The organism is Micromonospora sp. LOL_023 (genome assembly GCF_048060115.1).
GTDB lineage: Bacteria > Actinomycetota > Actinomycetes > Mycobacteriales > Micromonosporaceae > Micromonospora_E.
Genome location: NZ_JBHMIM010000056.1, coordinates 1 through 21,147, shown reverse-complemented (window position 1 = coordinate 21,147; position 21,147 = coordinate 1). Strand labels below are relative to the sequence as shown.

The following is a 21,147-nucleotide window of genomic DNA, read 5'->3' as shown; positions in this document are numbered from 1 at the left end:
TCGACAACGTTGCGATTCGCCATCCTTAAGATGCAATCAGTGAGGTGAGCTTGTGATGTTGGTGAAGGTGCGGGCGTACGACCCGGCGGACAGCCCAGGGCCGATCCCGTCGGTGATCGACCACTTCCGGCCCGGCCCGGAACTGCCCGAGCAGCTCAGCGAGGCGGAGCACACCGCAGCCCGCTACACGGTCATCCTGGTGCCGCCGGAGGAGGCGGAGGTCCTCGATCTCGGCCGGGAGAATCCGGGGCTCAAGCTCTACCTGGACCACCACTGGGAGGCGGACGTGTCCGACCTCGACGAGGCAGCGACGCTGATCTCCGAACACTGTGGCAAGCCGGTCATGCTGGTCGAGCACCGCGCCGACCTCTGCTATTGGACCGCGCACCTGGAGCTGCCCTACGCCGATGATGCGATCTGACGTACCGCTCGGCAGGCGAGCTGCGTACTGACGAACGGCTGCCGGGCTGGCCGATCACGGCCAGCCCGGCAAGGTGAAGCGCTGTTCTTTCAGGGCGACGGCCTGCGGTAGGCCCGGACGACGAAGTCGTGGATGGTCAACTGCTTCGAGTCGTGGTGCACCTCGCGGGTCCGGGACTCCGCGACGGCCAGCTCCCACTGGACTTCGGGGAGGGAGCTGACGACGGCGTCGAGGCCGATCGACGCGGCCTTCGGGGCGTGGGCAGCCGAGTGGGTGTCGGCGTGGTCGTGGCCGACGACCAGCAGCGTCCCGCCGGGGGCGACGGCGGCGGCCAGCCGTGCCACGAACTGGTCGAACGGCAGGTCGGGGTGCACGTACTGACTGGTCACCAGGTCGTAGCGCCGCGACGGCTCCCAGTTGGTCAGATCCGCGGCGATCCAGGTGATGCGCTGCGCCACACCTGGTTCCTGCTGCGCGGCGAGCTTCTCGGCGCGGCCGACCGCGGTCGACGAGGCGTCGACGGCGGTCACCTGCCAACCCCGGCTGGCGAGCCAGATCGCGTCGGCGCCGGTGCCGCAGCCCGCGTCGAGGGCCGTACCCGGGGGCAGGTCCGCCACCTCGGCGACCAGCTGCGGTCCTGGCGAGACGTGTCCCGACGGGTGTGCCTGATAGTGCCGCTCCCACCAGTGCGCGCTGAACGCGGGATGATCGGCGTGGGTGTCGTTGCTCATGTCTCGACGGTAGTGAACCTTCCGCAAACCGGAAGAGATCATGCGGTTTCCGCAAGAAGGTGCCGTACCTCGGCAGGGCTCAGCGTCGGACGCATCTAGCATGGTGGGCGTGTCAGAGGTCGATCTCTCCGAGGTGGTCCGGCAGCGCATCCGTGGCCTACGGCAGGCGCGCGGATGGAGCCTCGACTCGCTTGCCGCCCGGTGCCACCTCAGTCCGTCCACACTGAGCCGCATCGAGACCGGCCACCGACGGATCGACCTGGACCAGCTCGTCGCCCTGGCCCGGGCGCTGGACACAACGATCGATCAACTCGTCGAGCCGGTCGACGACGCCGATGTGATCATCCGGCCGATGAAACACCAGGAGCCGGGTCTGGCTACCTGGATGTTGTCGCGCAGCTCAGGTCAGCCGGGCGGCAGCATGGTGGCGAAGATGCGGATCACCCCGCAGCGGCGTACCGGCCCGGGGCATCTGAGCGTGCACCCCGGGCGGGAGTGGTTCTTCGTGCTCAGCGGCACCGCTCTGCTGCACCTGGGTGAGCGGCAGATTCCCGTTGGCCCTGGAAACGCGGCGGAGTTCTCCACGATGATCCCGCACTCGATCGGCGCGGTGAACGGGCCGGTCGAGATCCTCACCATCTTCGACCAGGACGGCGAGCGGGCACATGCCCTGTCGTCGAGCGACGCACCGAGTAGCTGAACGAAGGAGCGACCTCGACCGACTCCGCTGATCGGCAACCAGCCCAGTCTTGCCATTACCGCAAGATGCAGTGCCGCTACCGCAAGGCCGGGCTAGCTTTCCCGCATGACCTCTCCGAGCCTGTCTCCGCAGGTGCCAGCCGTGGCGGAAGCCGCCGCGAAAGCCACCGCGAAAGATTCCGACCCGACGATCCACGATCCGCGCCGACGCCGCGCGGTCCTCGTCGCGGTCTGCATCGCGCTGATGGCGGTGATCGCGTCCGTCTCCGGGCTGAACGTAGCCCAGCAGGAGTTCGCCGTCGCGTTCGGCGCCTCGCAGAGCACCGTCCTGTGGATCATCAACATCTACACGATCACCCTGGCCGCGCTGCTGCTGCCGCTCGGCGCGGTCGGCGACCGGTGGGGGCGCAAACCCGTACTGCTCGCCGGGCTGGTCGTCTTCGGCGCGGCCAGCGCCGCAGCCGGCCTCGCCACCTCGACCGAAACAATGATCACCGCGCGGCTGCTCAGCGGCGTCGGCGCGGCGATGATCATGCCGATCACGCTCGCCGTGATCACCTCGACCTTCCCGGATCAGGAACGGTCCCGGGCGATCGGCGTCTGGACCGCCGTCGCCGGCGGCGGCGGCCTGCTCGGGATGTACCTGTCGGCGCTCCTGGTCGACGTGGCCGACTGGCGCTGGCTGTTCGCCCTGCCGGTCGCGCTGGTCGTCGTGGCCGCCGGCATGACGATCCGGTACGTCCCGAACTCCCGCGAGGAGTCGGGCGACCCGTTCGACACCATCGGTTCACTGTCGTCGGTGCTGGCCGCCGTCGGACTGATCTTCGTCCTGCACGAGGGGCCGGAACGCGGCTGGACCGCTCCCGCGACCCTGCTGGGTCTGGCCGTCGGTGCTGTCGGCGCCGCCGTCTTCGTCGCCTGGGAACTGCGCCGGCGTGCGCCGCTGCTGGACGTTAGGCTGTTCCGCGACCGGGGCCTGTCCAGCGGCTCGGTGGCGCTACTCGCCGTGTTCGGCGTTCAGGCCGGCATCTTCGTCGTGCTCTTCCCGTACTTCCAGGCGGTCCTCGGCTGGTCCGGGCTGCGTTCCACGCTGGCGATGATGCCGATGGCACTGCTGATGATGCTCGCCTCGGGCCTCGCCCCACGGGTGGCCGCGCTGATCGGTGCGCGCGCGACCATGGCGGCCGGGATCTTCCTCGGCGGCGCGGGTCTGGCCCTGATGGCAGGCTTCGTCTCCGTCGACGGGGGCTATCTGTCGGTGCTGCCCGGGATGCTCGCCATGGGGCTGGGCATGGGCCTGTCGATGACCCCCTCCACCGAGGCGATCACCAGCGCACTGCCCCGCGCCCGCCAGGGCACCGCGTCCGCGCTCAACGACGTCACCAGGGAGTTCGGTGCCGCACTCGGCGTGGCGTTGCTCGGGGCGATCGTGTCCGCCGGCTACCGCAACGCCGTCAGCGCCCGGCTCGACGAGCTGCCCGTCGACGCGCCCGACGCGGCCCGACAGGGCATCGCCACCGCCCTCGTCGCCGCCGAGGACGCCGGCCCGTACGCCGACGAGCTGGTCCGAGCCGCGCAGCAGTCCTTCGTCGACGGCTGGCAGCAGGCGATGTGGGTGGGCGTCGTGGTGATGGCGCTCCTGTTCGGCTACGTGCTCGCCCGGGGTCCGCAGCGTGGTGCCACGAGCCGAGCAGCCGACACCGCGCCGCAACAGGTCACGTGATCGAGGGGTATGGCCGCACCTGGTGAGCCCCGCTCACCAGGTGCGGCCGGTGATCCGTTCGTAGACCTCGACGTAGCGGGCCCGGGTCACCTCGACGATGTCGGCCGGCACCTCCGGGGCCGGCGGACGCTTGTCCCAGCCGGTGCCGGCGGCCCAGTCCCGCACGTACTGCTTGTCGAAGGAGAACTGGGCACGGCCCGGCTGGTACGCGTCGGCCGGCCAGAACCGGGACGAGTCGCTGGTCAGCACCTCGTCGGCGAGGACCAGGGTGCCGTCCGGTGCCCAGCCCAGCTCGATCTTGGTGTCGGCGACGATCAGGCCGCGCTCCTCGGCCAGCGCCGCGCCCCGCCGGTAGACGTCGAGGGTGATCTGCCGCAGCCGCTGCGCGGTCTGCGCGCCGACCTGGGTGACCACGTCGGCGTACGTGATGAACTCGTCGTGCTCGCCGGCGGGCGCCTTTGTGGTCGGGGTGTAGATCGGCTCGGGCAGCCTGGACGCCTCGACCAGGCCTGCGGGCAGCGCGATGCCGGAGACCGAGCCGGACTTCTCGTACTCCTTGAGGCCCAGACCGGTGAGGTAGCCGCGGGCGATGCACTCGACCGGCACCATGTCCAGGCGGCGGCACCGGATGGCCCGGCCGGCGAACTCGGCCGGTACGTCGATGGCGGAGACGACGTGGTGGGGCACCAGGTCGGCGAGCTGCTCGAACCACCACAGCGACAACGCGGTGAGCAGTTTGCCCTTGTCCGGGATCGGGGTGGGTAGCACCACGTCGTAGACGCTGATCCGGTCGGAGGCGACCAGGATCAGGTCGTCGCCGTCGGCGTACACGTCCCTTACCTTGCCTGAGTGCAGCAGTTCCACGGCCGCAAGTACATCACGACGACGGACGCAGACCGCCGGGTGCCCGTCCGCCCCAGGCTGGCGGGCGGACGGGCTGGCCAGGTTGGAGCGGGTGGAGGACCTGGCCGGGTGGCCGCCGCGCCGCCGACGCATTCCGGGGCGGCGACGCGACGGTGATCAGATGAACCCGGTCGACCTGACGGCCGGCAGCCGGGACTACTACAGGCAGGCGCCGAGGTGTCGCTGGTTGATCGGGCGTAGGAACCTCGAGGTCGGGATGCTGCCGTCCGGGCGGCGGGGACCGGTGATCGTTGACGAGTTGGTGCTGATCAGCGACGCATCGTTCCAGGTACCGCCGATGTCCCACGAGTTTCCGCTGCCGGTCGACGAGCCGAGTGACACCGGGGTGGGGTTGGTCGCCGCCAGGTTGCCGGTCAGCACCGACGACGACCGGTTGACGGTGAAGCCGTTACGGCCGTTGTTCCAGGCGGTGTTGCGGTCGAAGCGGTGCGCACCCGGGTTGCCGTTGTCGATGAACCCGTCGACGACGTTGCCGAACGCGATGCTGTTGCGCACGGTGTGACCGATCGCGTCGGGTATCCCGCCGCCCATCTTGAAGCCGTTGCCGTCGCCGGCGAAGTCGGGGAAGCCCCACCGGTTGACGCCGTTGCCCCAGGCGACCGAGTTCTCGATGAGGATCGGGGATCGGAACATCCAGGCGTCGAAGCCGTCGTCGACGTTGTTCCACAGCCGCACGCCCCGGACGACGTTACCGACGCCGGTGCCCTCCTTGATGGCCAGGCCGTCGGCGCTCTCGCCGTTCTTGCGCGGGTCGCGGTTGCCGTACGCGTCGAGGTCGATGACCTGGTTGTACGTGGCGTCGCCCTGGATCTGCAGGCCGGATTCGTAGTTGTCGCGGGTGGTCAGGCGCTGGAAGACGTTGTGGTGGCAGGTGCGGCAGTAGACCCCGTACGGGCCGTTGGCGATCTCCAGGTCGACGATCCGCCAGTACGACGCCTGCATGTGGATGGCACCGCGTTCGATGTTGGGGATGCTGCCGCCCAGTGGGGCCGGGGTGTGCGGCATCTGCTCACCGTCGATGAGGACGTGTTCGGTGCCGTACCGGGTGAGGGTGATCGGCGCGGCGGCGGTGCCGGAGGTGAGGATCCGGATGTTGGTGGTCGGGGCGTAGCTGCCACCGCGCAGCCGGATGGTGGTGCCGGGGACGGCGAGGTCGACGGCACGCTGCACGGTGCGCAGTGGTCGGGCCAGGGTGCCGGGGTTTGCGTCGTCGCCGGTGGTGGCGACGATCAGTTCGTCACCCGGTCCGGTCGTGGGCGTCGGCGTCGGGGGCGGGGGCGGCGTCGGGGTCGGGGTCGGGGTCGGGGTCGGCGAGGACGACGGCGGTACCGACGGGGACGGGGACGGGCCGGTGCCGAGGGTGCTGACCGTCACGTCGTCGAAGGCAGCGGTGGCCCGGTCGGTCTGCACGCCGATGCGGCCCTGACCGCGCTGGCTGGTGCCGGTGCCGATCAGGGTGCCGTCGACCCAGCCGCGGACGGTGTCACCGGAGACCTCCAGGGTCAGAGTCGCCCAGGTGCCGGTGGGCACGGGCCGCGCGGCGGTGCCGAGGACGGTGACGGATCCGCTGCGCACCGCCTGCAGTTCGACACGCCCGTCGAACAGTGCCAACCGGTCGAAGCTGGTGGCGCCCGAAGCTCGGGCGGCGAGGCCGACGAAGCCGCCGGATGCGGTCCAGCTCAGCGGCTTGACCTTGGCTTGGACCTGGTAGTCGGTCCAGCTGGTGGAGCCAGCGAACATCCGGGCAAGGTTGGCGTCGACCTTGGACTGCTGCAGGACCCGGGTTCCGTCGCTGACCACTGTCCAGTTGCCGCCGGACTTGGACCAGCCGGAGGTGTTGCCGTCTTCGAAGTCGTCGCCGAAGAGGGCCGCTGCGGAGGCGGAAGTGACGCTGGTGGCGAGCAGGGTGGTGATGACGGCGGCAGCGAGTGTCGGCCACCAGATCCGCCGCCGGCGCTGGCGGCTGGTCAGGTCGGGATGGTGCCTCATGGTAATGCCTTCCGCTGACGATGATGTAGGAAAGCGCTTTCCGCTCTCGAAACGCTACGTCCGCAGCTCACGTATGTCAATACATCGATCTACGTCAAGCAATGACCACCCGGACGGACCGTTGACACGCAGCCCGTCCGCTTGTGTTAAATGGTCGAGCGCCGACCGGCAAACCCGGCCCTGATCAGGAGAAACCCGTGTCACTATCAACCATCTCGACACGCGGAGCGTTCGCACGAACACTGACAGTCACACTACTCGTCGCTATCGGACTCACTGCCTGCGCCACTGTCGACGGCGACGAGGCCGACGACGGGGACCAACCGGTCGAGATCTCCGTCTTCTGGTGGGGGGCGGAGCGGCGGGCCGAGCTGACCCAACAGGCACTCGACCTGTACGCCAGCCGCCACTCGGGCGTCACATTCAAGGTGACCTGGCAGGGCAACAGCGGCTACTACGACCGGCTCTCCAGCGAAGCCGCCGGCGGCAACGCGCCCGACCTGTTCCAGATCGATGACAACTACCTGACAGAGTACGCCGAACGCAACGTGGTCCTGGACCTCACCTCGTATGTCCAGAACGGCGAACTGGATCTCTCCGGCTTTCCGAGCAGTCTGGTCCAGTACGGACAGATCGGTGGCCGGACGGTGGCCGTGGCCGCCGCTGCCAACACGCCCGGAATGGTCTACAACAAGACACTGCTCGCCGAGATCGGCGTCGAGGAGCCGACCATCGGCATGACCTACGAGGAGCTGATCGACTGGGCCGCCGAGATCACCGCACTCACCGACGGCGCGGTGGCCGGCACCATGGATCCGTCCGGCGACTACAAGGCACTCTGGCTGTGGCTGCGAACCCAGGACATGGAGCTCTACCAGGGCCGGCAGTTGGGCTTCAGCGTCCGGGATCTGACCGCCTGGTTCGAGCTGTGGACGCAGGCACGGGCTGCCGAAGCCACCCCGAGCGCCGAGCTGATCAAGTTGGCGAACAGCGGCGACGTGACCCAGCAACTGGTCGCCACCCGCGACGCGGCCACCTCCTTCATGTGGTCGAACCAGCTCGCCGAGTTGCAGAAGCACACCCGTGACAATCTCGGAGTGGTGTCCTACCCCGGTGACCCGCAGGGTCAGTGGGCCCGCGCCTCGATGTACTGGTCAGGATTCCGCGGCACCCAGCACCCTGACGTCGTCGTCGACGTCATCGACTTCCTGGTCAACGACCCGCAGGCCGGCCGGATCCTGGGCACGGAACGCGGTCTCAGCTCCAATCTGCAGGTCCGTGAGAGCGTCCAGGCCACACTCGCCGACGAGAAGATGAAGGCGTCGGTCGCCTTCGAGCAGCAGATGGCCGACCTGTTCGGTTCGGCTCCGGTCCCGCCGCCACGCGGACACACCAAGATCCGGTCGCTGCTCACCATCGCGGCGGAATCGGTGCAGGGCGGCCAGGCAACACCGCAGCAAGCAGCCGAGCAGTTCGTCGCGCAGGCCAACGGGGCCCTGTCCGCCGGCTGAACACGCAGGCCGGCCGACCACCCGGACACCTCCCACCGTCCACCCGGGTCGACGGGATCACGCCAACAGGCGAGATGGGCGTAACGAGCAGTTACATCTGTCGACGTCACGCCGATCGATCCGTACCGTCTGCATGGGAGGTACTCCGATGCCGGAGGATTACATCGGCCTGCGGGTCGCGCGATGGCGTGACATCGCCGGCATGACGCAGCAACAACTCGCTGCCGAGATCGGGGTCAGCCGCGAGTACGTTTCCATGATCGAGAACGGCAAGCGGGCCGTGACCAAGCGTTCCATGCTGATCGCGCTCGCGTCCGCTCTCGGCGTATCCACGATGGATCTCACCGCGCAGCCATATCTGCCGCGCTCACGCAACGACCTGGCACTGTATGCGGCCGTACCGGCGATCCGCAAGGCGATGGACGACGACGAGCCGGCCGGCGCACGGCCGGCGGCGCACCTCGCCGCCGAGGCGGACCGGGCGATGCGGGCCCGAATGGCCTGCGACAACCCGACGCTGGGCATCCTGCTCCCCCGGTTGATCTCCGAGATCCGCTCCATCGCCAACGCCGGCGACAACCCGACGGCGCTGCGCATCGCCGTCCAAACACTGGTCACCGGCTCACTCGCGCTCAAACCACAGGGGCACGTCGACCTGGCGATGCGGCTCGCCGAACGGGCCGTGGTGGCCGCCAAGCTGAGCAGCGACCCGGCCTGCCAGGCGGCCGCCGCGTACGCACTGGCCCAGGCGATCCTCGCCACCGGCCTGCGCAAGCGCTCCTGGAACCTGGCCCGCACCGCCGCCAAGGAGATGCAACCCCATCTCGATACGGACGAGGGCCGGGCCTGGTACGGCATGCTGCACCTGCACGCCGCGCTCGCCGCCGCCAGCCTCAGCCAGCACGACGTCGCCGAGGTGCACGTCACCGAGGCCGAGGACGTGGCCCGGCGGACTGCGGGCGACCCGTGGCGGATGGAGTTCACCTCGGCCAACGTCGCGGTGTGGCGGGTCGGGGTGGTACTGGAGAACGGCGAGCCGGGCCGCGCACCGGAGCTGGCCCGCAAGGTGGACCAGAGCGCGCTGCGTACCCCGCAGCGCCGCGCCCGGCTGCACATGGACGCCGGTCGCGGGTTCCATGCCGCCAAACGCAACGACGAGTCGGTCCGGGCGTTCCTGCGGGCCGAGGCGATCGCCCCGCACGAGACCCGCAGCCGGGCCACCGTCCGGGAGATCATCGCGCACATCGTGCGGGACTCGTCGCCCCGCGGCGGCTCCGACGAGCTGCGGCAACTCGCGGTACGGATGGGAATCGATCCACTCTCGCCCGAGCAGCACGCAACGTAACCGCTCGTTACGCAAAATCCACGTAAGAGCTTCTATCGTCATTCGTACGGGGTGCGGCGTCGGGTGTCAGTGGAGAGCCCCCGGCGTCGCACCCCGGCTCCGTGTCGCGCTACGGCGCACCGTGATCGGCCGGGCACCCCGTGGCAGTAGGTCCTCGGTGCCGGTGGTTCGCCGCGCCCGTGGCATGCCGTGATCGGCTCTGTCGTCAAGGGAGGGACCATGGTCTCGTACGACGAGTACCTCTTCGCCGTCGCGGCGACACTGGCCCGCCGGCACCGCCCACAGTGGTCGTGGCGCAGGTGGCGCCGGACCTGCCGGTGCGGTGCCGAGCTTCCCTGCCGCGCCCTGCACCGGGTGCCGATCAACCGGGGCCACTGGCCACGATGACCGGACCGGCAGGTCGTAGCCTCACCCGCTGCCGGTCAGCCGGTAGCCGGCCAGACCCGCGCCGACCACCAGGATCCCCACGACGAACACTGTCTGTGGCAGGCTCGCGCCACCGCCGCTCGGCCGCTGCCCGTCCGGGACGGCAGCTGGCATTGGCGCGAGCACCGCGTTGGTGGCGATCAGCGACGGTGCCGGGCGTTCGGCGCCCGGCTCGGTGCCCAGCCAGTCGTAGCTGTCCCCGTCGGCGCACCCCTGCACCGACGGGAACCAGAACGTCTGTCCGACGGTTCCGGTGAGCCGGACCAGGACCGCGAACTCGACGTCGCCCGCGGCGATCTGCTCCGCGTCGATCGCCGGGCCCGTCCAGACCACCCGGCGGGGCGTGACGTCCGCGCTCCAGCCGGCCGGCTGCCCGGTGGCGGCACCGGCGATCGCCCCGTCCGGCATGTCGACCGCCAGTTCGGTGGTGTCCGCGTTGTCGCAGCCATGGTCGAACGTGAAGGTCAGGGTGGTCGCGCCAGCACCGTTGGGCTGCGCTGCGGCAAGCTGGGTGTGCGCGGCGGCGGGTGCCGCGAGCCAGATCGACGCGGCGGTCAGCGGGGCCATGGTCAGCGTCGTCGCGGCGACCAGCGCCGCGGCCCGTCGTCGGACAGGTTTCATCGGATCTCCACCGGGATGGTCACGATCGGGCTGTCGAAGCGGGACGTACGGGCGTTGACCCTGATCTCCCACACCCCGGGCAGCGGGAAGTCGGCAACCGCCTCGTACCTGCCCGCACCGACCTGGGCAAGCCGGCGTTCCAGCGGGCCGATGCCGATGTCGGGCTGGGTCACTGTCACCGTCGGCGGCACCACCGGCTCCAGCGGTTGCCCGGCGGCGTCGAACAGCGCCAACTCCAACGCGTTGATGCCGGTCGCCCCGGGGGTGATCCGGATCTCGACCCGGTCGTCGCCGAGCGCTCCGTCCACGGTGATCGCCTGTTCGCCGGCCGGACCGGTCGCGTCGGCCGCCGGCTCGGAACCGGCTGGCGTACTGGTCGGATCGCGGGTGACCAGGACGCCGGTCGCGGCCAGCACCGCGACCAGCAGCGCCGCTTCGACCCGTACGGCGCGGCGCAGTGACCGGAGCGCGGCGGCCTCGGTGTCGGGCTTCGCGGTACGCGGCACCAGCCGGTAGCGGTTCCATCCGGCGATGCCGACGAGTACTCCCACCGCCGACACCTTGGCCAGCAGCACCTGCCCGTAGGTGGTGCCGAACAACGCCGACCAGGAGCCGACGATCCGCCAGCCGAGCAGTACCCCGGCGATCGCAAGCACCGCGACCAGGAAGACGGCCGTCTGGGAGAACGCCACCACCACGCCGGCCCGGTCCAGCACCGTCGGTGCCGGGGCGGCCGCCGGTGTGGACTCGGCCGCCGCCGGTGTTGACTCGGCCGCCGCCGGTGCACCGTCGGCCGCCGGCCCGGGGTCGGCTCGGTCGGCTCGGTCGGCTCGGTCGGACAGCAGCTGACTCAGGCCGAGTACGCCGCCGAGCCAGACTGCGGCGGTCACCAGGTGCAGCAGATCGCTGCCAAGCACCAGCCAGGCCGGGCCGAAGCTACGGGTGTGGCCGATGATCATCAACGAGCCGAGGGCGAGTCCGGCACCGGCGAAGACCGTCGCGCCGGCGGGTCGCCGCCAACAGCCGCCGCCGGCCCCGATCAGGCCGATGCCGGCGAGGACGGCGACGACACCGATGCCGGCGAGGCCGGCGGTGAGACCAAGGTCGGACGCGTACCCGGTCCGCCACGGGGCGGTGCCGGCCAGGGCGGTGACCTCCGCCGCGTCCTGCCAGGCGGTGGTGACCGGCGGCATCACGATCAGCGCGGCCAACGCCACCGCCCCGAACAACCGGATCACCCGGGTCTGCCGCCGACGCAGCCGGCCGGCCAACGCCACGCCGGCCGGCCCGCGGAGGAACGCCAGTCCGAACACGGCCAGGCCGACGCTGCCGAGGACCCCGAGGTAGAGCAACGCCTCGGTGACCGGGCGCAGCACCTGCAACGCGGTGTCCGGCTCGCTGACCGGGATGGTGACGCTACCGGCGCTGGGCGCCCCGATCGCGAAGCTGAATCCACCGGCGACCGGGTGGCTGTCCGTCGAGATCACCCGCCAGCTGACGACGTACGTACCGTCGCTCATCTCGGCCGGCAGGCCGATGAGGACTCTGCTGTCGACAGACCGGGCGGTGGTCTCGACGGGGGTGCCAGCGGCGTCGAGCACCTGGATACCGTCGGGGCGTACCTGGACCGGCTCGTTGAAGGTCAGGGTGACCGTCTGCGGCGCCTCGGTGAGCAGCCCACCGTCGGCCGGGTCGTTGCTGAGCAGGGTGGCGTGCGCGGCGGCCGGGCTGGACACGGCCAACGCGAGCAGCGTCCCGAGCAGCATCGCGGGTACTGCGAGACGGAGAACCGACCGGGCAAGGAGAACCGGCTGCGCCCTGCGGCGCAGCCGGTTGTGGTGACCCACGCCTACGCGGCCTTCCTCGTCCGCTGCAGCGCCAGGGCACCGGCGATGAAACCGAGCAGCCCGAAGATCAGTCCGATCCAGCCGAGCAGCGAGTTCGGACCGGACTCGGTGGTCGAGCTCGCCGTGGTCGCCTCGCCTGAGTCACCGTCGTCGGACCCTTCGCCGGATCCGTGATCGCCGTCCTCGGTGGCTGCGGTGACCACGAACGCCGGTGCCGGGTAGTCCAACTCGTGGCTGTCCTGGCCGGCCTCCGGCACCTGCGCCCAGGCCGCCTCGCCCTGCTCACAGGTCTGGATCGCGGGGAATATCAGCTCCTCGCCGGCGGCGTCCGGCAGCTTCAGCGACAGCTCGAAGACGTCCCGGTGCCCCTCAGGCAACGGGGTCTTGGCGGTGTAGACGACCTCGGCCACCCGCTCGGTGAGCTCGTTGCCGTGGCCGTCGGTGATCGGCGGATCGAGCTCCGCCATCACCTTCTCGACCGTCCAGCCCTGGTTGATCGTCGGCGTGACCGCGTTGATCAGGTCAGGAATCTGGATGGCGACCTTCGTGGTGGACGAGCCGTCGCACCCGTGCGGCACCGACACGGTCAGCACGGTGTACGAGTCGGCGGCCGTCACGGTGGGGGTGATCGTCACGTGGGCTGCCGCCGGTGCGGTGGCGAGCAGCACGACACCGCCGGCGAGGGCGGCTACGGCGCCGGCACGCGTGACATGCCGAAGGGTGGAATGCATCGATGGCGACCTTTCGTCTGTCGGCCCACCCAGGTGCCCGTGGGCAGGTGGGGCTTTCGCATTGGTCGGATGCGTCCGTCGTCTGGTTCCCGGCTGGTGCGACTACTTGCCGGCCGGTCCGACAGGGCCGGAGGTCCCCGGTCGCCGGGGTGCCCGCCACATCGGCCACAGCGGTGGCCCGCCCGGCAGGTGGATGGGTTCGCTGGCGACGTACCCGTGCCGGTGGTAGAGGCCCCGGTTGCGCGGCGTGGTGGCCTCCAGGTAGGCCGGTACGGCGCGATGATCGAGCTCCTGATGCTGGTGACGCAGCAGCGCGGTACCGACTCCCCTGCCCTGCAGCCACGGGGTCACCCCGAGGTACGCGAGATACCGGTGTGGCTGCTCCGGTTGGTGTTCACGCAGCACAGCGTCGAGTACGGCGACCCGGTGCTGCCAGATGCCCGCCGCGAGCAGCAGTCGGCGCTGGTGCACGGTGACCTGGCCGGCCGGACCCGGTCGATCGCGCGGGTACCAGATGGCGACCCCGCTGAACCGGCCGGCGACATGCACGGTCGCTCCGGAGTCGATGGCCTGCTCCAGTTCGATGGTGAACAGCGAGCGGAAGGTGGTGACCCGGGCGTCGATGTCCCCGACGAGCCACTGGGACACCGGCGAGATGAGAAATGCCTCGGTGAGCAGCGTCGCGGCCTGAGCTATGTCGGCGGGGGTGGCGTCCCGAACGGTCGTCGCCGGTGTGGTGGCGTTCATGGCGTACTCCAATTGGGTGATGACCAGGCAGGCGGACAGGCCGAGTCGCAGGCGGACAGGCCGGCTGACTGGCGGACAGGCCGGCTCGCGGACGGCCGCGGCCGGGTTTCCGGGCGTACCCGGGTTTCCGGGCGTACCCGGGGTCAGGTGCGCCCGGGGTCAGGCGCGCCCGGAGAGCACTGTGTTGCCGACGGCCGCGCCGGTGTGCAGCAGCAGGTCCCGCAGTGCCGGTGACAGCGTGGTGCGCAGCAGGTCTGCGAGGTGACGGCTGGCCTCCAACTCAGCCCCGTCGAGCAGGTGATTGTCCAGTCCGGTCTGGACGGAGAGTCCGGCGAGGAACAGGTCCGGCTCGTCGAGCTGCTCCAGCCGACGCAGCCGCAGCGACAGCCTCGCCCAGGGCCAGGCCGCCGCGTTGATGTCCACCGGTACGTACACGGTGCGGGTCCGCAACAGACGGCGGATCTGCTCGGCCCGGACGACCCCGGCGGTGACCAGCCGCTGGGCCACGTGGATCGGTGCCCGTTCGGAGAGCACGGCCAGCCACAGCCGTACGGCGGTGTGATCGGGCTCGTCGAGCAGCAGCCGCAGCGCCGACCGACCGAGCGGGTCGGTCCGTGCCGCCGGGTTCACCACCCAGACGTGTCCAGCGTCGACGGTGACCGCCCGTACGGTGACCAGTTCGGCCAGGACCGCGCTGGCCAGGCCCAGCCCGACGGCCCTGGGGTGCAGGCGGGCACGGCCGGTGACATCGTGGTGGGCAAGCAGGAAGAACTCATCGGCGAGCAGCACCGTCCACCGCCCGCTGACCCGGCTCCGTTGCGCGTCGCACCGCGGCGACGCTGACCAGCGCCTGTTGACAGGGTTGGTGGTCGGGGCGGCAATCCACATGGTGCCCGTCGACCCACACCCATTGGCCGTCGTAGCTGCGCGCGGACGCGGTCCGTACCTTGGTGATCAGTAGCTCGAACGGCTCCCCGGGTACGGGGCCACGACCGTACCGCCACTCGGACGGGGTGAACCGGAGCACTGTTCCCGGCGAGAACTCCGGTATCAGTACGTCTTCAGCAAAATATGTCATATTTAGTCCAGCCCGATCATCGACCCACAAAGTGGTACGCGAGGTCGTCCGGTCACCGGCGGGTGATCCGGATGCGGTCGTCAATGATGAAGGTGCGGGTCGGGGGAGAGCACTTCAGCGGACAGCGGTCACGTGGACCAGATGAATTCCAACTCGTCGGCTGCGCCGCCAATCCGTACCTCCGCCAGGACCTGCCGGAATACCGCCGGAAGATCATTGCCGGTGACACAGGTCAGCAGTTCCGGATGCTGCGCCTCGACGGCGTTGTACACGAGTCGTTCGACCGTCAGCGCATCCACCGGACTCAGCCGGCAGCCGCAGGGAGCACCGTACACACGGCCGTTGAGCCTCGACATCGGGATCATCTGCCGTTCGCAAGTTGCACAGAACAGGAGGCCGGCCAGCGATGGCTGAAGGCAGTCGGCGGGATCGTTCGATGCGGCGACCCGAATATCGCTCAGCTCGGCGCCGTCGGTGATCTCATGGCGTGTGCCACGGCTCTTGGCCATCGCCAACTCCTCACCCTGGATCACCATCGATCGCCCGCCATCGGCGTACGCAGATCGAGTCTGCCAGGGCACCCACAGTGGTGCAATGCTTAACGCGCCGGTGAAACCGCTACGAAAGTTTGAAAACGCGAGAAGTCCACATGTTCACCTTACGTCCCGGCCCGGCGCTGGCACGGATATCGTGACCCGTCACCGAACGGAGGACCGGGCATCGCCGACCAACGACGACACCCGTCGCACCGGCCGACTCCGAAAGCTTGTCGGCTTCGGATAAGCTGCATCTCCCACACCTCTCGCGGGTGAACCCGGTGGCCGGCGGGATCCCTCCCCATCACCAATGTCCCGCCGGCCACCGCCAATCGCCCCTCCGCCCTTGATCGACAGTCGTTCGACGCAACCCGGGCCGTGACGGCCAACTGTCGCTGTCCGGGCCGGCCTCGATCGCTGCGCCCGGACGCTGACAGGCCGAGGGTGACCGGCGTGGCCGGTCACCCTCGGGTCGTACGGTGCGGTCGTGCGTTCAGGTCACGGGCAGGGCTGCCAGGCCAGGTGGTACATCGTTTCGATGCTGCCGTCGGTCGAGTCCATGGTCAGGAAGCTGGACCCTGTCGACGACCCCCTGCTGAGGCGCAACTCCGTGTTGATGTTGAGGTTGCGGCGTTCGCCGCAGGGGTGCCAGACCACCGAGGCGATCGGCACCTCGTCGGTGACCATCCAGTTGTCGTCCAGCGGTGCCGGGATCGGGTGGTTGCTGAAGGTGCTCTGCGTCATGCCCTGGAAGTAGTAGTTGGCCCGAGCTGAGGCGACGGCACCCCGGCCGAGCAGCCCGTACCCCCGGTAGTCCACCTTGACGATCGCGAAGGTGTAACCGGCCGGGGCATGGACCAGGACGTTGAGTTGGCAGTTCCGGCGGCCGGCGGTGGGTGAGATACCCGGACCGGCCTCGACGAGGTAGTCGCTGTAGATGGTGGTGAAGGCGGTGTTGTCCGGGGAGACGGCGACGTCCGCGGTGCCCGGTCGGCAGCCGGAGCCCGCCATCGCCACCAGATCGATCACGACCTGGTCCGCGGGCGGGTCATCCATGACTCCCCTAGCGGACGCTGGCGCCCCGGCGATCAGCGTTGAAGCGAGCAGCGCAAGCACCACGCCGCCACGCGTCAGCAGTTTACGCATGAAACCTCCTCCGATGCAGGAAACGACGCTACCTGCAGGACAAGCTACGTACAGACATCGACGTCTGTCAACGTCAATTTGTTCGAGATCAATTGGAACGAAAGCGAAGTCGATTCGACCGCCTACCGCCGCATCGAGGTCGACACAGAGGTGGACGCACGGGGTCCATGTAGCACAGCAACCTGCGGCCAACTGGTCAAATCCAGTGCCACACAACGACTCCACGACTTGATCTTGTCGACGTTGCCACCACCCCGGTCCAGCTCAAGGACCCGCCACAAGTTGATCACATTGATGAGCACAGATGGTTGCAGGTTTCGGTCAGCGTCGCTACCATCCATTCGCAGAACGCCACCGAGAACTCCGCTCCACCGAGCAGCGGCCTGCCCCAAGGTCGACATGCGAACATCCTGCGGGCTGTTCGGCGACGAAGCACGTGTTCTATTCGGCTAACACCAACTGCCCCGAGAGGAACAGAATGAAAAAAGACCTCGTTGGCGCGAGACACGGAATCTTCGCCGTACTCGGCACGGTTCTCGCGTTGTCCCTGTCCGTACCGGCCCACGCCGCGCCAGCCGAGCCCAACAGCGCGCCGGATGGCCAGATCACCGTCGAGGTGCTGGCAGCCAACGGGTCAGGCTGCGCACCCGGCACCGCCTGGGTCGTCGCCAACTCCGACAACACTGGCTTCCGCATCCGCTACTCCGACTTCGTCGCCACCGCCGGCCGGGGCCTCGATCTGACCGCCAGCCGGAAGAACTGCCAGCTCGGCGTCCTCGTCAGGCTGCCTGCGGGCTGGACCATCGCGGTCGCCACCGCCGACTACCGCGGCCGGGCCCGGATCCCTACCGGCGCGACAGGTCGGCAACGCACCCACTACTACTGGCAGGGCTCCTCCGAGAGCAGCCGCACCGACGCCACGTTCGGCGGCCCGTACAACGGCTACTGGTCCACCGAGGACGCGGCACCGGCGCTGTTCTACCTGCCCTGCGGACAGCAGCGGGTGTTGAACATCAACACCGAGCTACGGGTGGACGCCGGGACCGCTAGCTCGAACGCCAGCATGTCCATGGCGGCGAGCGAGGGCGACGTCGACACCCTGTTCAACCTCAAATGGGAACGGTGCTGATTCCCTGAACCCGACTCAGCGACGTACGGCGTCTCCGCACCACAGCAGATGGGCGCGGGCAGGTTCACCTGCCCGCGCCCACGCGTCGACTCCGTACCCGGTTCAGACCATGTCTCCCGGGGTTGCCGGACGACAGCTTCTGCAACGGCCCACCGCTGCACGGTGCGGTGTTCCGCGGCAAGCTGGTCGAGTGGTCATGCGACGCGATCGGGTGGCTGGCCGGGCTGACCCGTCCTGGCGGTCGATGGCCGGGACGACGGATCCGACCGGACCGGCCGCGGGTCGCCAGGTCCAACCGCGGAACCGGTCACGGGTTGGCGTAGAACCTTCGGGGGTCTCCGGCCAGCGACGCCTTCACGGCGGTGGCGGTCTCGTCGGCGAGCACCTCCCACTCGCCCGCCTCAAGACCGTCCAAGGCGGACTTCACGATCACCGCCGGGTCGCTCTTCGGCCCGTCGAAGTCGGCTGTCATGTCGGTATCGGCGACGCCCAGCAGCAGACCGGTGACCTGGGTGCGTTGGCCGGCCAGCTCCAGGCGTACGGCGTTGGTGAGGTTCCACTCGGCCGCCTTCGCCGCCGCGTAGCCGCCCGCACCCGGGTAGGCGCTCCAGGACAGTGCCGACAGCACGTTGAGGATCGCGCCGTCGGCCAGCCTCGGCGCGAAGGCCCGGATCATGGCGAGGGTTCCCCAGAAGTGGGTGTCCAGCTCCCGGCGGATCAGGTCGAGCTCACCTGAGACCAGGTCGGCGCCGGTGGCCACGCCGGCGTTGTTGACCAGCAGGGTGACGTCGCTGGCGGCCTGCGCGGCGGCGGCCACCGACGCCGGGTCGGTGATGTCCAGCGGCAGGACCTGCACGCCGGGCAGATCGACGGATTCGGGTCGACGGGCGGTGGCGTACACCTTGGCGCCGCGTTCCGACAGTTGGGCGGCGAAGTGGCGGCCGAGACCGCGGTTGGCCCCGGTGACCAGGGCGACTGCTCCGGAGATCTTCATGCCGGTACGCTAAGACCTGACGTTGACGTCAAAGGCAAGGAGCAGTGACCGTGGTCACCTTTCGCATCGGAGACCTGGCGGCCCGTGCCGGGGTGAGCACCCGGGCGCTGCGCTACTACGAGGAACAGGGGCTGCTGGCCGCGCAGCGCAGCCCGGCCGGCCAGCGCCACTACCCGGAGTCGGCCGTCGATCGGGTCAAGCTCATCCAGATGCTGTACGCGGCGAACCTGTCCAGCCGGACCATCGCCGACCTGATGCCGTGCGTCGACGCCAAGGTCAACACGCCGCAGTCGCGGGCCCGGCTGGCCGCCGAGCGCGACCGGATCGACGCGCAGATCGCCGAGCTGATCGCGGCCCGCCGCCGGCTGGACGAGGTGATCTCGCGCTCCGCGCACCCGGCCAGCGGCTGCACGTACGAATCCGCCCCGGCCGCCGCCGACTGACCCGGTGACCGGGCCGAGAATCCCTTCGACGGTACGCGTACGCTCTGGCACACTCCGAGCATGGACGACGTCATGGCGCACACCACCGCACCCCGCCAGCTGTCCACTGCCGAGCTTGCCGCCGGGCTCGCCGAGGTGACCCGCTCCCCGCGCAGCTCCGGCACGCTGGACCTGGTGGTCCGCCGGCCGGCCGTCGACGAGCGGGAGCTGTTGGCCGAGGGCATGCTCGACGTCACCGTAGGTCTGGTCGGCGACACCTGGGCGGAGCGCGGCAGCTCGGTGACCGACAACGGGTCGGCCCACCCGGACCGTCAGCTCACCGTGATGAACTCCCGGTTCGTCCGGCTGGTCGCCGGCGACGACCCGCAGGACTGGGGGTTGGCGGGCGATCAGCTCTTCGCCGACCTCGACCTGCACTCCGAAGCGCTACCGGCCGGCACCCGGCTGGCGGTGGGCGACGAGGCGGTCATCGAGGTGACGGCCGAGCCACACAACGGATGCGTGAAGTTCGCCAACCGCTACGGGCGCGACGCGCACAAACTGGTCTGGAGCGAGCAGGGCCGCCAGGCCCGGCTGCGCGGCCTCTATGCCCGCGTCGTGGTCGCGGGCGTCATCCGCCCAGGGGACACGATCTGGGTGCTCGGCCCGGCCGGTCGGTCAGCGTAGGGACAGCAGGTCGGCGCTGTCGGCCCACAGGGCGTCCCGGGCGTCGTCGCGCTGGGCCAGTCCCGGCTACAGGAGATCACCGCCTACGCACGGGAGATGGCCGCCGGAGAGGACGTCGGCGCAGGCTTCTTCGCGTTCTTCGCCGAGGCCGTCCGCCAGTCGACGGTCAAGCACGCCTTCACCGACGCCAGCTGTTGGCCAAGGCGCAGCAGACCGCAGCGGTACGCCCGGACATCGCCACGCCCGAGTTGATCGGGTTGATGATCGGCACCGCACGGACCCTGGAACACGTCGACCCGGACCCGGAAAGCCAACGACGAGTCCTCGCCGTCCTGCGCGACGGGCTCCGGTACGCCCAGCGAGCCTAGGTGGGCTCCGGGGCGTCGGCGACCGGCTCACCGTCCTGGGCCGGCGTGGCCAGGTGAGATCTTACAGAGGCGAGCGTAGCGGGACGACAGCGTCTCGACCCAGCCAAACGAAACCACGGCAAGGGCAGTCAGAATCGCCATCCCGATCACCCGCAGCACGAGATTAGCGGCCGAATCAGGTGGCAACGCAGGAGTCAGTACGGCCACAATCAATGCGCCCGCCACGATATGCCAGAGATAGATGGTGACGGCCCAGGTGTTTATCAGACGCAGTACCTGACACACTGCAGGATACTCACTGAGACGGTGCAGCTGTACGCGCGAGTGCGGGCGCAGCAGCACGACGGCCCAGGCCATCGACCACAGCGTGGTCGCTATTGGCACATGGTTCAGCGCCGTGGCCGGATGCGTGGCCATGAAGATGGCGATCCAGCAGCCACCGACAACAGCCAGCGCCGACGCTGTCGCGTAGAAGGTTCGCGCCGGTATACGCTGCAGTCTCCCGCCGTGACTGGCCAGCCCCAACAGCCAGCAGGGCAGGTACGAGACAATATAGAACCCCTGTTCGATCTGGCCGAGATGGAATCCGATCAAGATCACAATCGAGGCCACGACGCATGATCCGGGCCATCGACGAATCAGCAACAGGGCGACCGGCGAGATCAGGATCAGCCACAGGTAGGTACTGATATACCAGAGTCCTATCGTGAACGGCCATGCCCAGGTTGCTTCTCCGGCAGACGGCACCTGTAGCGGCAGAATCCACCAGATCAGCTCGTCCCAGCCGATCCTGCGTGCAGGATCGGCCGGCCTGCCGACGCTGTGCATCAGCGCGAGTGCGACCAGGCTGAATGCCCAGAACGGCAGGATCATCCGGACCATTCGGCGAGCCACGGCCGCCGGCCCGTACCGGTCCAGTGAAGCTGCCATCAAATGCCCGGCAATGCCGAACATCACACCCATCGCGGGTAGCTATTCACCGGGGGCGGGTGAGTTTTCCGGCATTCCGGGCGGTGGCGTGACCTGCGGTGTCTTCCGGGTGTGCTGGTCGTTGCAAGGGGCATGGCCGTCG

At 69.3% G+C, this 21,147-nt stretch carries 23 protein-coding genes; 10 read left to right on the top strand and 13 right to left on the bottom strand.

Annotated features, from left to right (window positions below):
• Positions 1 to 55 precede the first annotated feature (55 nt).
• Positions 56 to 421, top strand: coding sequence for a hypothetical protein (locus tag ACFHVL_RS25085; protein WP_416630894.1), 366 nt, complete (start codon positions 56 to 58; stop codon positions 419 to 421).
• An 89-nt stretch (positions 422 to 510) separates the two neighbouring features.
• Here ACFHVL_RS25085 and ACFHVL_RS25080 read toward each other — a convergent pair whose 3' ends face one another.
• Positions 511 to 1,152, bottom strand: coding sequence for a class I SAM-dependent methyltransferase (locus ACFHVL_RS25080; RefSeq protein ID WP_416630893.1), 642 nt, complete (start codon positions 1,150 to 1,152; stop codon positions 511 to 513).
• A 109-nt stretch (positions 1,153 to 1,261) separates the two neighbouring features.
• Here ACFHVL_RS25080 and ACFHVL_RS25075 point away from each other — a divergent pair, with 109 nt between their 5' ends.
• Both ACFHVL_RS25075 and ACFHVL_RS25070 read left to right on the top strand, forming a co-directional pair.
• Positions 1,262 to 1,852, top strand: a complete 591-nt coding sequence (locus ACFHVL_RS25075; RefSeq protein WP_416630892.1) for a helix-turn-helix domain-containing protein — start codon at positions 1,262 to 1,264, stop codon at positions 1,850 to 1,852.
• Positions 1,853 to 1,957: 105 nt separating this feature from the next.
• Positions 1,958 to 3,574: an MFS transporter gene (locus tag ACFHVL_RS25070; RefSeq protein ID WP_416630891.1), complete on the top strand. Its 1,617-nt coding sequence runs from the start codon at positions 1,958 to 1,960 to the stop codon at positions 3,572 to 3,574.
• 33 nt (positions 3,575 to 3,607) lie between these two features.
• Here the strand turns inward: ACFHVL_RS25070 and ACFHVL_RS25065 are convergent, their stop codons facing one another.
• Both ACFHVL_RS25065 and ACFHVL_RS25060 read right to left on the bottom strand, forming a co-directional pair.
• Positions 3,608 to 4,438, bottom strand: a complete 831-nt coding sequence (locus tag ACFHVL_RS25065) for a phosphoribosylaminoimidazolesuccinocarboxamide synthase (RefSeq protein ID WP_416630890.1) — start codon at positions 4,436 to 4,438, stop codon at positions 3,608 to 3,610.
• A gap of 198 nt (positions 4,439 to 4,636) precedes the next feature.
• Positions 4,637 to 6,487, bottom strand: a complete 1,851-nt coding sequence (locus ACFHVL_RS25060; RefSeq protein ID WP_416630889.1) for a right-handed parallel beta-helix repeat-containing protein — start codon at positions 6,485 to 6,487, stop codon at positions 4,637 to 4,639.
• 197 nt (positions 6,488 to 6,684) lie between these two features.
• Here ACFHVL_RS25060 and ACFHVL_RS25055 point away from each other — a divergent pair, with 197 nt between their 5' ends.
• From ACFHVL_RS25055 to ACFHVL_RS25045, 3 genes are all read left to right on the top strand, one after another.
• Positions 6,685 to 7,998 (top strand): ABC transporter substrate-binding protein, encoded by a 1,314-nt coding sequence (locus tag ACFHVL_RS25055; protein ID WP_416630888.1) that lies wholly within the window; start codon positions 6,685 to 6,687, stop codon positions 7,996 to 7,998.
• A 148-nt stretch (positions 7,999 to 8,146) separates the two neighbouring features.
• Complete coding sequence (locus tag ACFHVL_RS25050; protein ID WP_416630887.1) at positions 8,147 to 9,343, top strand: helix-turn-helix domain-containing protein; 1,197 nt, start codon at positions 8,147 to 8,149, stop codon at positions 9,341 to 9,343.
• Between the two features lie 219 nt (positions 9,344 to 9,562).
• The gene (locus ACFHVL_RS25045) at positions 9,563 to 9,730 is read left to right on the top strand and encodes a hypothetical protein (RefSeq protein ID WP_282225765.1); all 168 of its coding nucleotides are present in this window, start codon (positions 9,563 to 9,565) and stop codon (positions 9,728 to 9,730) included.
• 21 nt (positions 9,731 to 9,751) lie between these two features.
• Here ACFHVL_RS25045 and ACFHVL_RS25040 read toward each other — a convergent pair whose 3' ends face one another.
• From ACFHVL_RS25040 to ACFHVL_RS25005, 8 genes are all read right to left on the bottom strand, one after another.
• A complete protein-coding gene (locus tag ACFHVL_RS25040; RefSeq protein ID WP_416630886.1) occupies positions 9,752 to 10,390 on the bottom strand; it encodes a DUF1775 domain-containing protein in 639 nt (212 codons plus the stop codon).
• Complete coding sequence (locus ACFHVL_RS25035; protein ID WP_416630885.1) at positions 10,387 to 12,156, bottom strand: copper resistance protein CopC; 1,770 nt, start codon at positions 12,154 to 12,156, stop codon at positions 10,387 to 10,389. Before ACFHVL_RS25035 ends, ACFHVL_RS25040 begins: the two co-directional genes overlap by 4 nt.
• A gap of 83 nt (positions 12,157 to 12,239) precedes the next feature.
• Entirely contained in the window at positions 12,240 to 12,968 is a 729-nt protein-coding gene (locus tag ACFHVL_RS25030; protein ID WP_416630884.1) for a YcnI family protein, read from the bottom strand.
• 102 nt (positions 12,969 to 13,070) lie between these two features.
• Positions 13,071 to 13,715 (bottom strand): GNAT family N-acetyltransferase, encoded by a 645-nt coding sequence (locus tag ACFHVL_RS25025; protein WP_416630883.1) that lies wholly within the window; start codon positions 13,713 to 13,715, stop codon positions 13,071 to 13,073.
• Between the two features lie 159 nt (positions 13,716 to 13,874).
• The gene (locus ACFHVL_RS25020) at positions 13,875 to 14,504 is read right to left on the bottom strand and encodes a GOLPH3/VPS74 family protein (protein WP_416630882.1); all 630 of its coding nucleotides are present in this window, start codon (positions 14,502 to 14,504) and stop codon (positions 13,875 to 13,877) included.
• On the bottom strand, positions 14,488 to 14,793 hold the full coding sequence (locus ACFHVL_RS25015; RefSeq protein WP_416630881.1) for a hypothetical protein: 306 nt from the start codon (positions 14,791 to 14,793) through the stop codon (positions 14,488 to 14,490). Before ACFHVL_RS25015 ends, ACFHVL_RS25020 begins: the two co-directional genes overlap by 17 nt.
• A gap of 128 nt (positions 14,794 to 14,921) precedes the next feature.
• Positions 14,922 to 15,302 carry a hypothetical protein gene (locus ACFHVL_RS25010; RefSeq protein WP_416630880.1) on the bottom strand — a complete coding sequence of 127 codons (381 nt, stop codon included), beginning with the start codon at positions 15,300 to 15,302 and terminating at the stop codon, positions 14,922 to 14,924.
• 525 nt (positions 15,303 to 15,827) lie between these two features.
• Entirely contained in the window at positions 15,828 to 16,475 is a 648-nt protein-coding gene (locus tag ACFHVL_RS25005) for a DUF4360 domain-containing protein (RefSeq protein ID WP_416630879.1), read from the bottom strand.
• Between the two features lie 478 nt (positions 16,476 to 16,953).
• On the opposite strand from ACFHVL_RS25005, the gene ACFHVL_RS25000 reads away from it, so the two are divergent.
• Entirely contained in the window at positions 16,954 to 17,604 is a 651-nt protein-coding gene (locus ACFHVL_RS25000) for a DUF4360 domain-containing protein (RefSeq protein WP_416630878.1), read from the top strand.
• 307 nt (positions 17,605 to 17,911) lie between these two features.
• Here ACFHVL_RS25000 and ACFHVL_RS24995 read toward each other — a convergent pair whose 3' ends face one another.
• Positions 17,912 to 18,598, bottom strand: a complete 687-nt coding sequence (locus tag ACFHVL_RS24995) for an SDR family oxidoreductase (RefSeq protein ID WP_416630877.1) — start codon at positions 18,596 to 18,598, stop codon at positions 17,912 to 17,914.
• 50 nt (positions 18,599 to 18,648) lie between these two features.
• On the opposite strand from ACFHVL_RS24995, the gene ACFHVL_RS24990 reads away from it, so the two are divergent.
• The 3 genes from ACFHVL_RS24990 (at position 18,649) to ACFHVL_RS24980 (ending at position 20,075) form a co-directional block, all read left to right on the top strand.
• Positions 18,649 to 19,041: a MerR family transcriptional regulator gene (locus tag ACFHVL_RS24990; RefSeq protein ID WP_416630876.1), complete on the top strand. Its 393-nt coding sequence runs from the start codon at positions 18,649 to 18,651 to the stop codon at positions 19,039 to 19,041.
• Between the two features lie 60 nt (positions 19,042 to 19,101).
• Complete coding sequence (locus ACFHVL_RS24985; protein ID WP_416630875.1) at positions 19,102 to 19,707, top strand: MOSC domain-containing protein; 606 nt, start codon at positions 19,102 to 19,104, stop codon at positions 19,705 to 19,707.
• Between the two features lie 194 nt (positions 19,708 to 19,901).
• On the top strand, positions 19,902 to 20,075 hold the full coding sequence (locus tag ACFHVL_RS24980) for a hypothetical protein (protein WP_416630874.1): 174 nt from the start codon (positions 19,902 to 19,904) through the stop codon (positions 20,073 to 20,075).
• Between the two features lie 27 nt (positions 20,076 to 20,102).
• On the opposite strand, the gene ACFHVL_RS24975 is transcribed toward ACFHVL_RS24980, so the two are convergent.
• Positions 20,103 to 21,029, bottom strand: a complete 927-nt coding sequence (locus ACFHVL_RS24975; protein WP_416630873.1) for an acyltransferase family protein — start codon at positions 21,027 to 21,029, stop codon at positions 20,103 to 20,105.
• Between the last annotated feature and the right edge of the window lie 118 nt (positions 21,030 to 21,147).

Bases quoted from the DNA above. Each gene is read 5' to 3' on its own strand.
- ACFHVL_RS25045 (WP_282225765.1), top strand. From the start codon at position 9,563: ATGGTCTCGTACGACGAGTACCTCTTCGCCGTCGCGGCGACACTGGCC.
- ACFHVL_RS25030 (WP_416630884.1), bottom strand. From the start codon at position 12,968: ATGCATTCCACCCTTCGGCATGTCACGCGTGCCGGCGCCGTAGCCGCC.
- ACFHVL_RS24975 (WP_416630873.1), bottom strand. From the start codon at position 21,029: ATGTTCGGCATTGCCGGGCATTTGATGGCAGCTTCACTGGACCGGTAC.
- ACFHVL_RS25000 (WP_416630878.1), top strand. From the start codon at position 16,954: ATGAAAAAAGACCTCGTTGGCGCGAGACACGGAATCTTCGCCGTACTC.
- ACFHVL_RS25005 (WP_416630879.1), bottom strand. From the start codon at position 16,475: ATGCGTAAACTGCTGACGCGTGGCGGCGTGGTGCTTGCGCTGCTCGCT.
- ACFHVL_RS25050 (WP_416630887.1), top strand. From the start codon at position 8,147: ATGCCGGAGGATTACATCGGCCTGCGGGTCGCGCGATGGCGTGACATC.
- ACFHVL_RS25035 (WP_416630885.1), bottom strand. From the start codon at position 12,156: ATGCTGCTCGGGACGCTGCTCGCGTTGGCCGTGTCCAGCCCGGCCGCC.
- ACFHVL_RS25025 (WP_416630883.1), bottom strand. From the start codon at position 13,715: ATGAACGCCACCACACCGGCGACGACCGTTCGGGACGCCACCCCCGCC.
- ACFHVL_RS25070 (WP_416630891.1), top strand. From the start codon at position 1,958: ATGACCTCTCCGAGCCTGTCTCCGCAGGTGCCAGCCGTGGCGGAAGCC.
- ACFHVL_RS25080 (WP_416630893.1), bottom strand. From the start codon at position 1,152: ATGAGCAACGACACCCACGCCGATCATCCCGCGTTCAGCGCGCACTGG.
- ACFHVL_RS25085 (WP_416630894.1), top strand. From the start codon at position 56: ATGTTGGTGAAGGTGCGGGCGTACGACCCGGCGGACAGCCCAGGGCCG.
- ACFHVL_RS25040 (WP_416630886.1), bottom strand. From the start codon at position 10,390: ATGAAACCTGTCCGACGACGGGCCGCGGCGCTGGTCGCCGCGACGACG.
- ACFHVL_RS24985 (WP_416630875.1), top strand. From the start codon at position 19,102: ATGGACGACGTCATGGCGCACACCACCGCACCCCGCCAGCTGTCCACT.
- ACFHVL_RS25010 (WP_416630880.1), bottom strand. From the start codon at position 15,302: ATGGCCAAGAGCCGTGGCACACGCCATGAGATCACCGACGGCGCCGAG.
- ACFHVL_RS24995 (WP_416630877.1), bottom strand. From the start codon at position 18,598: ATGAAGATCTCCGGAGCAGTCGCCCTGGTCACCGGGGCCAACCGCGGT.
- ACFHVL_RS25060 (WP_416630889.1), bottom strand. From the start codon at position 6,487: ATGAGGCACCATCCCGACCTGACCAGCCGCCAGCGCCGGCGGCGGATC.
- ACFHVL_RS25015 (WP_416630881.1), bottom strand. From the start codon at position 14,793: ATGACATATTTTGCTGAAGACGTACTGATACCGGAGTTCTCGCCGGGA.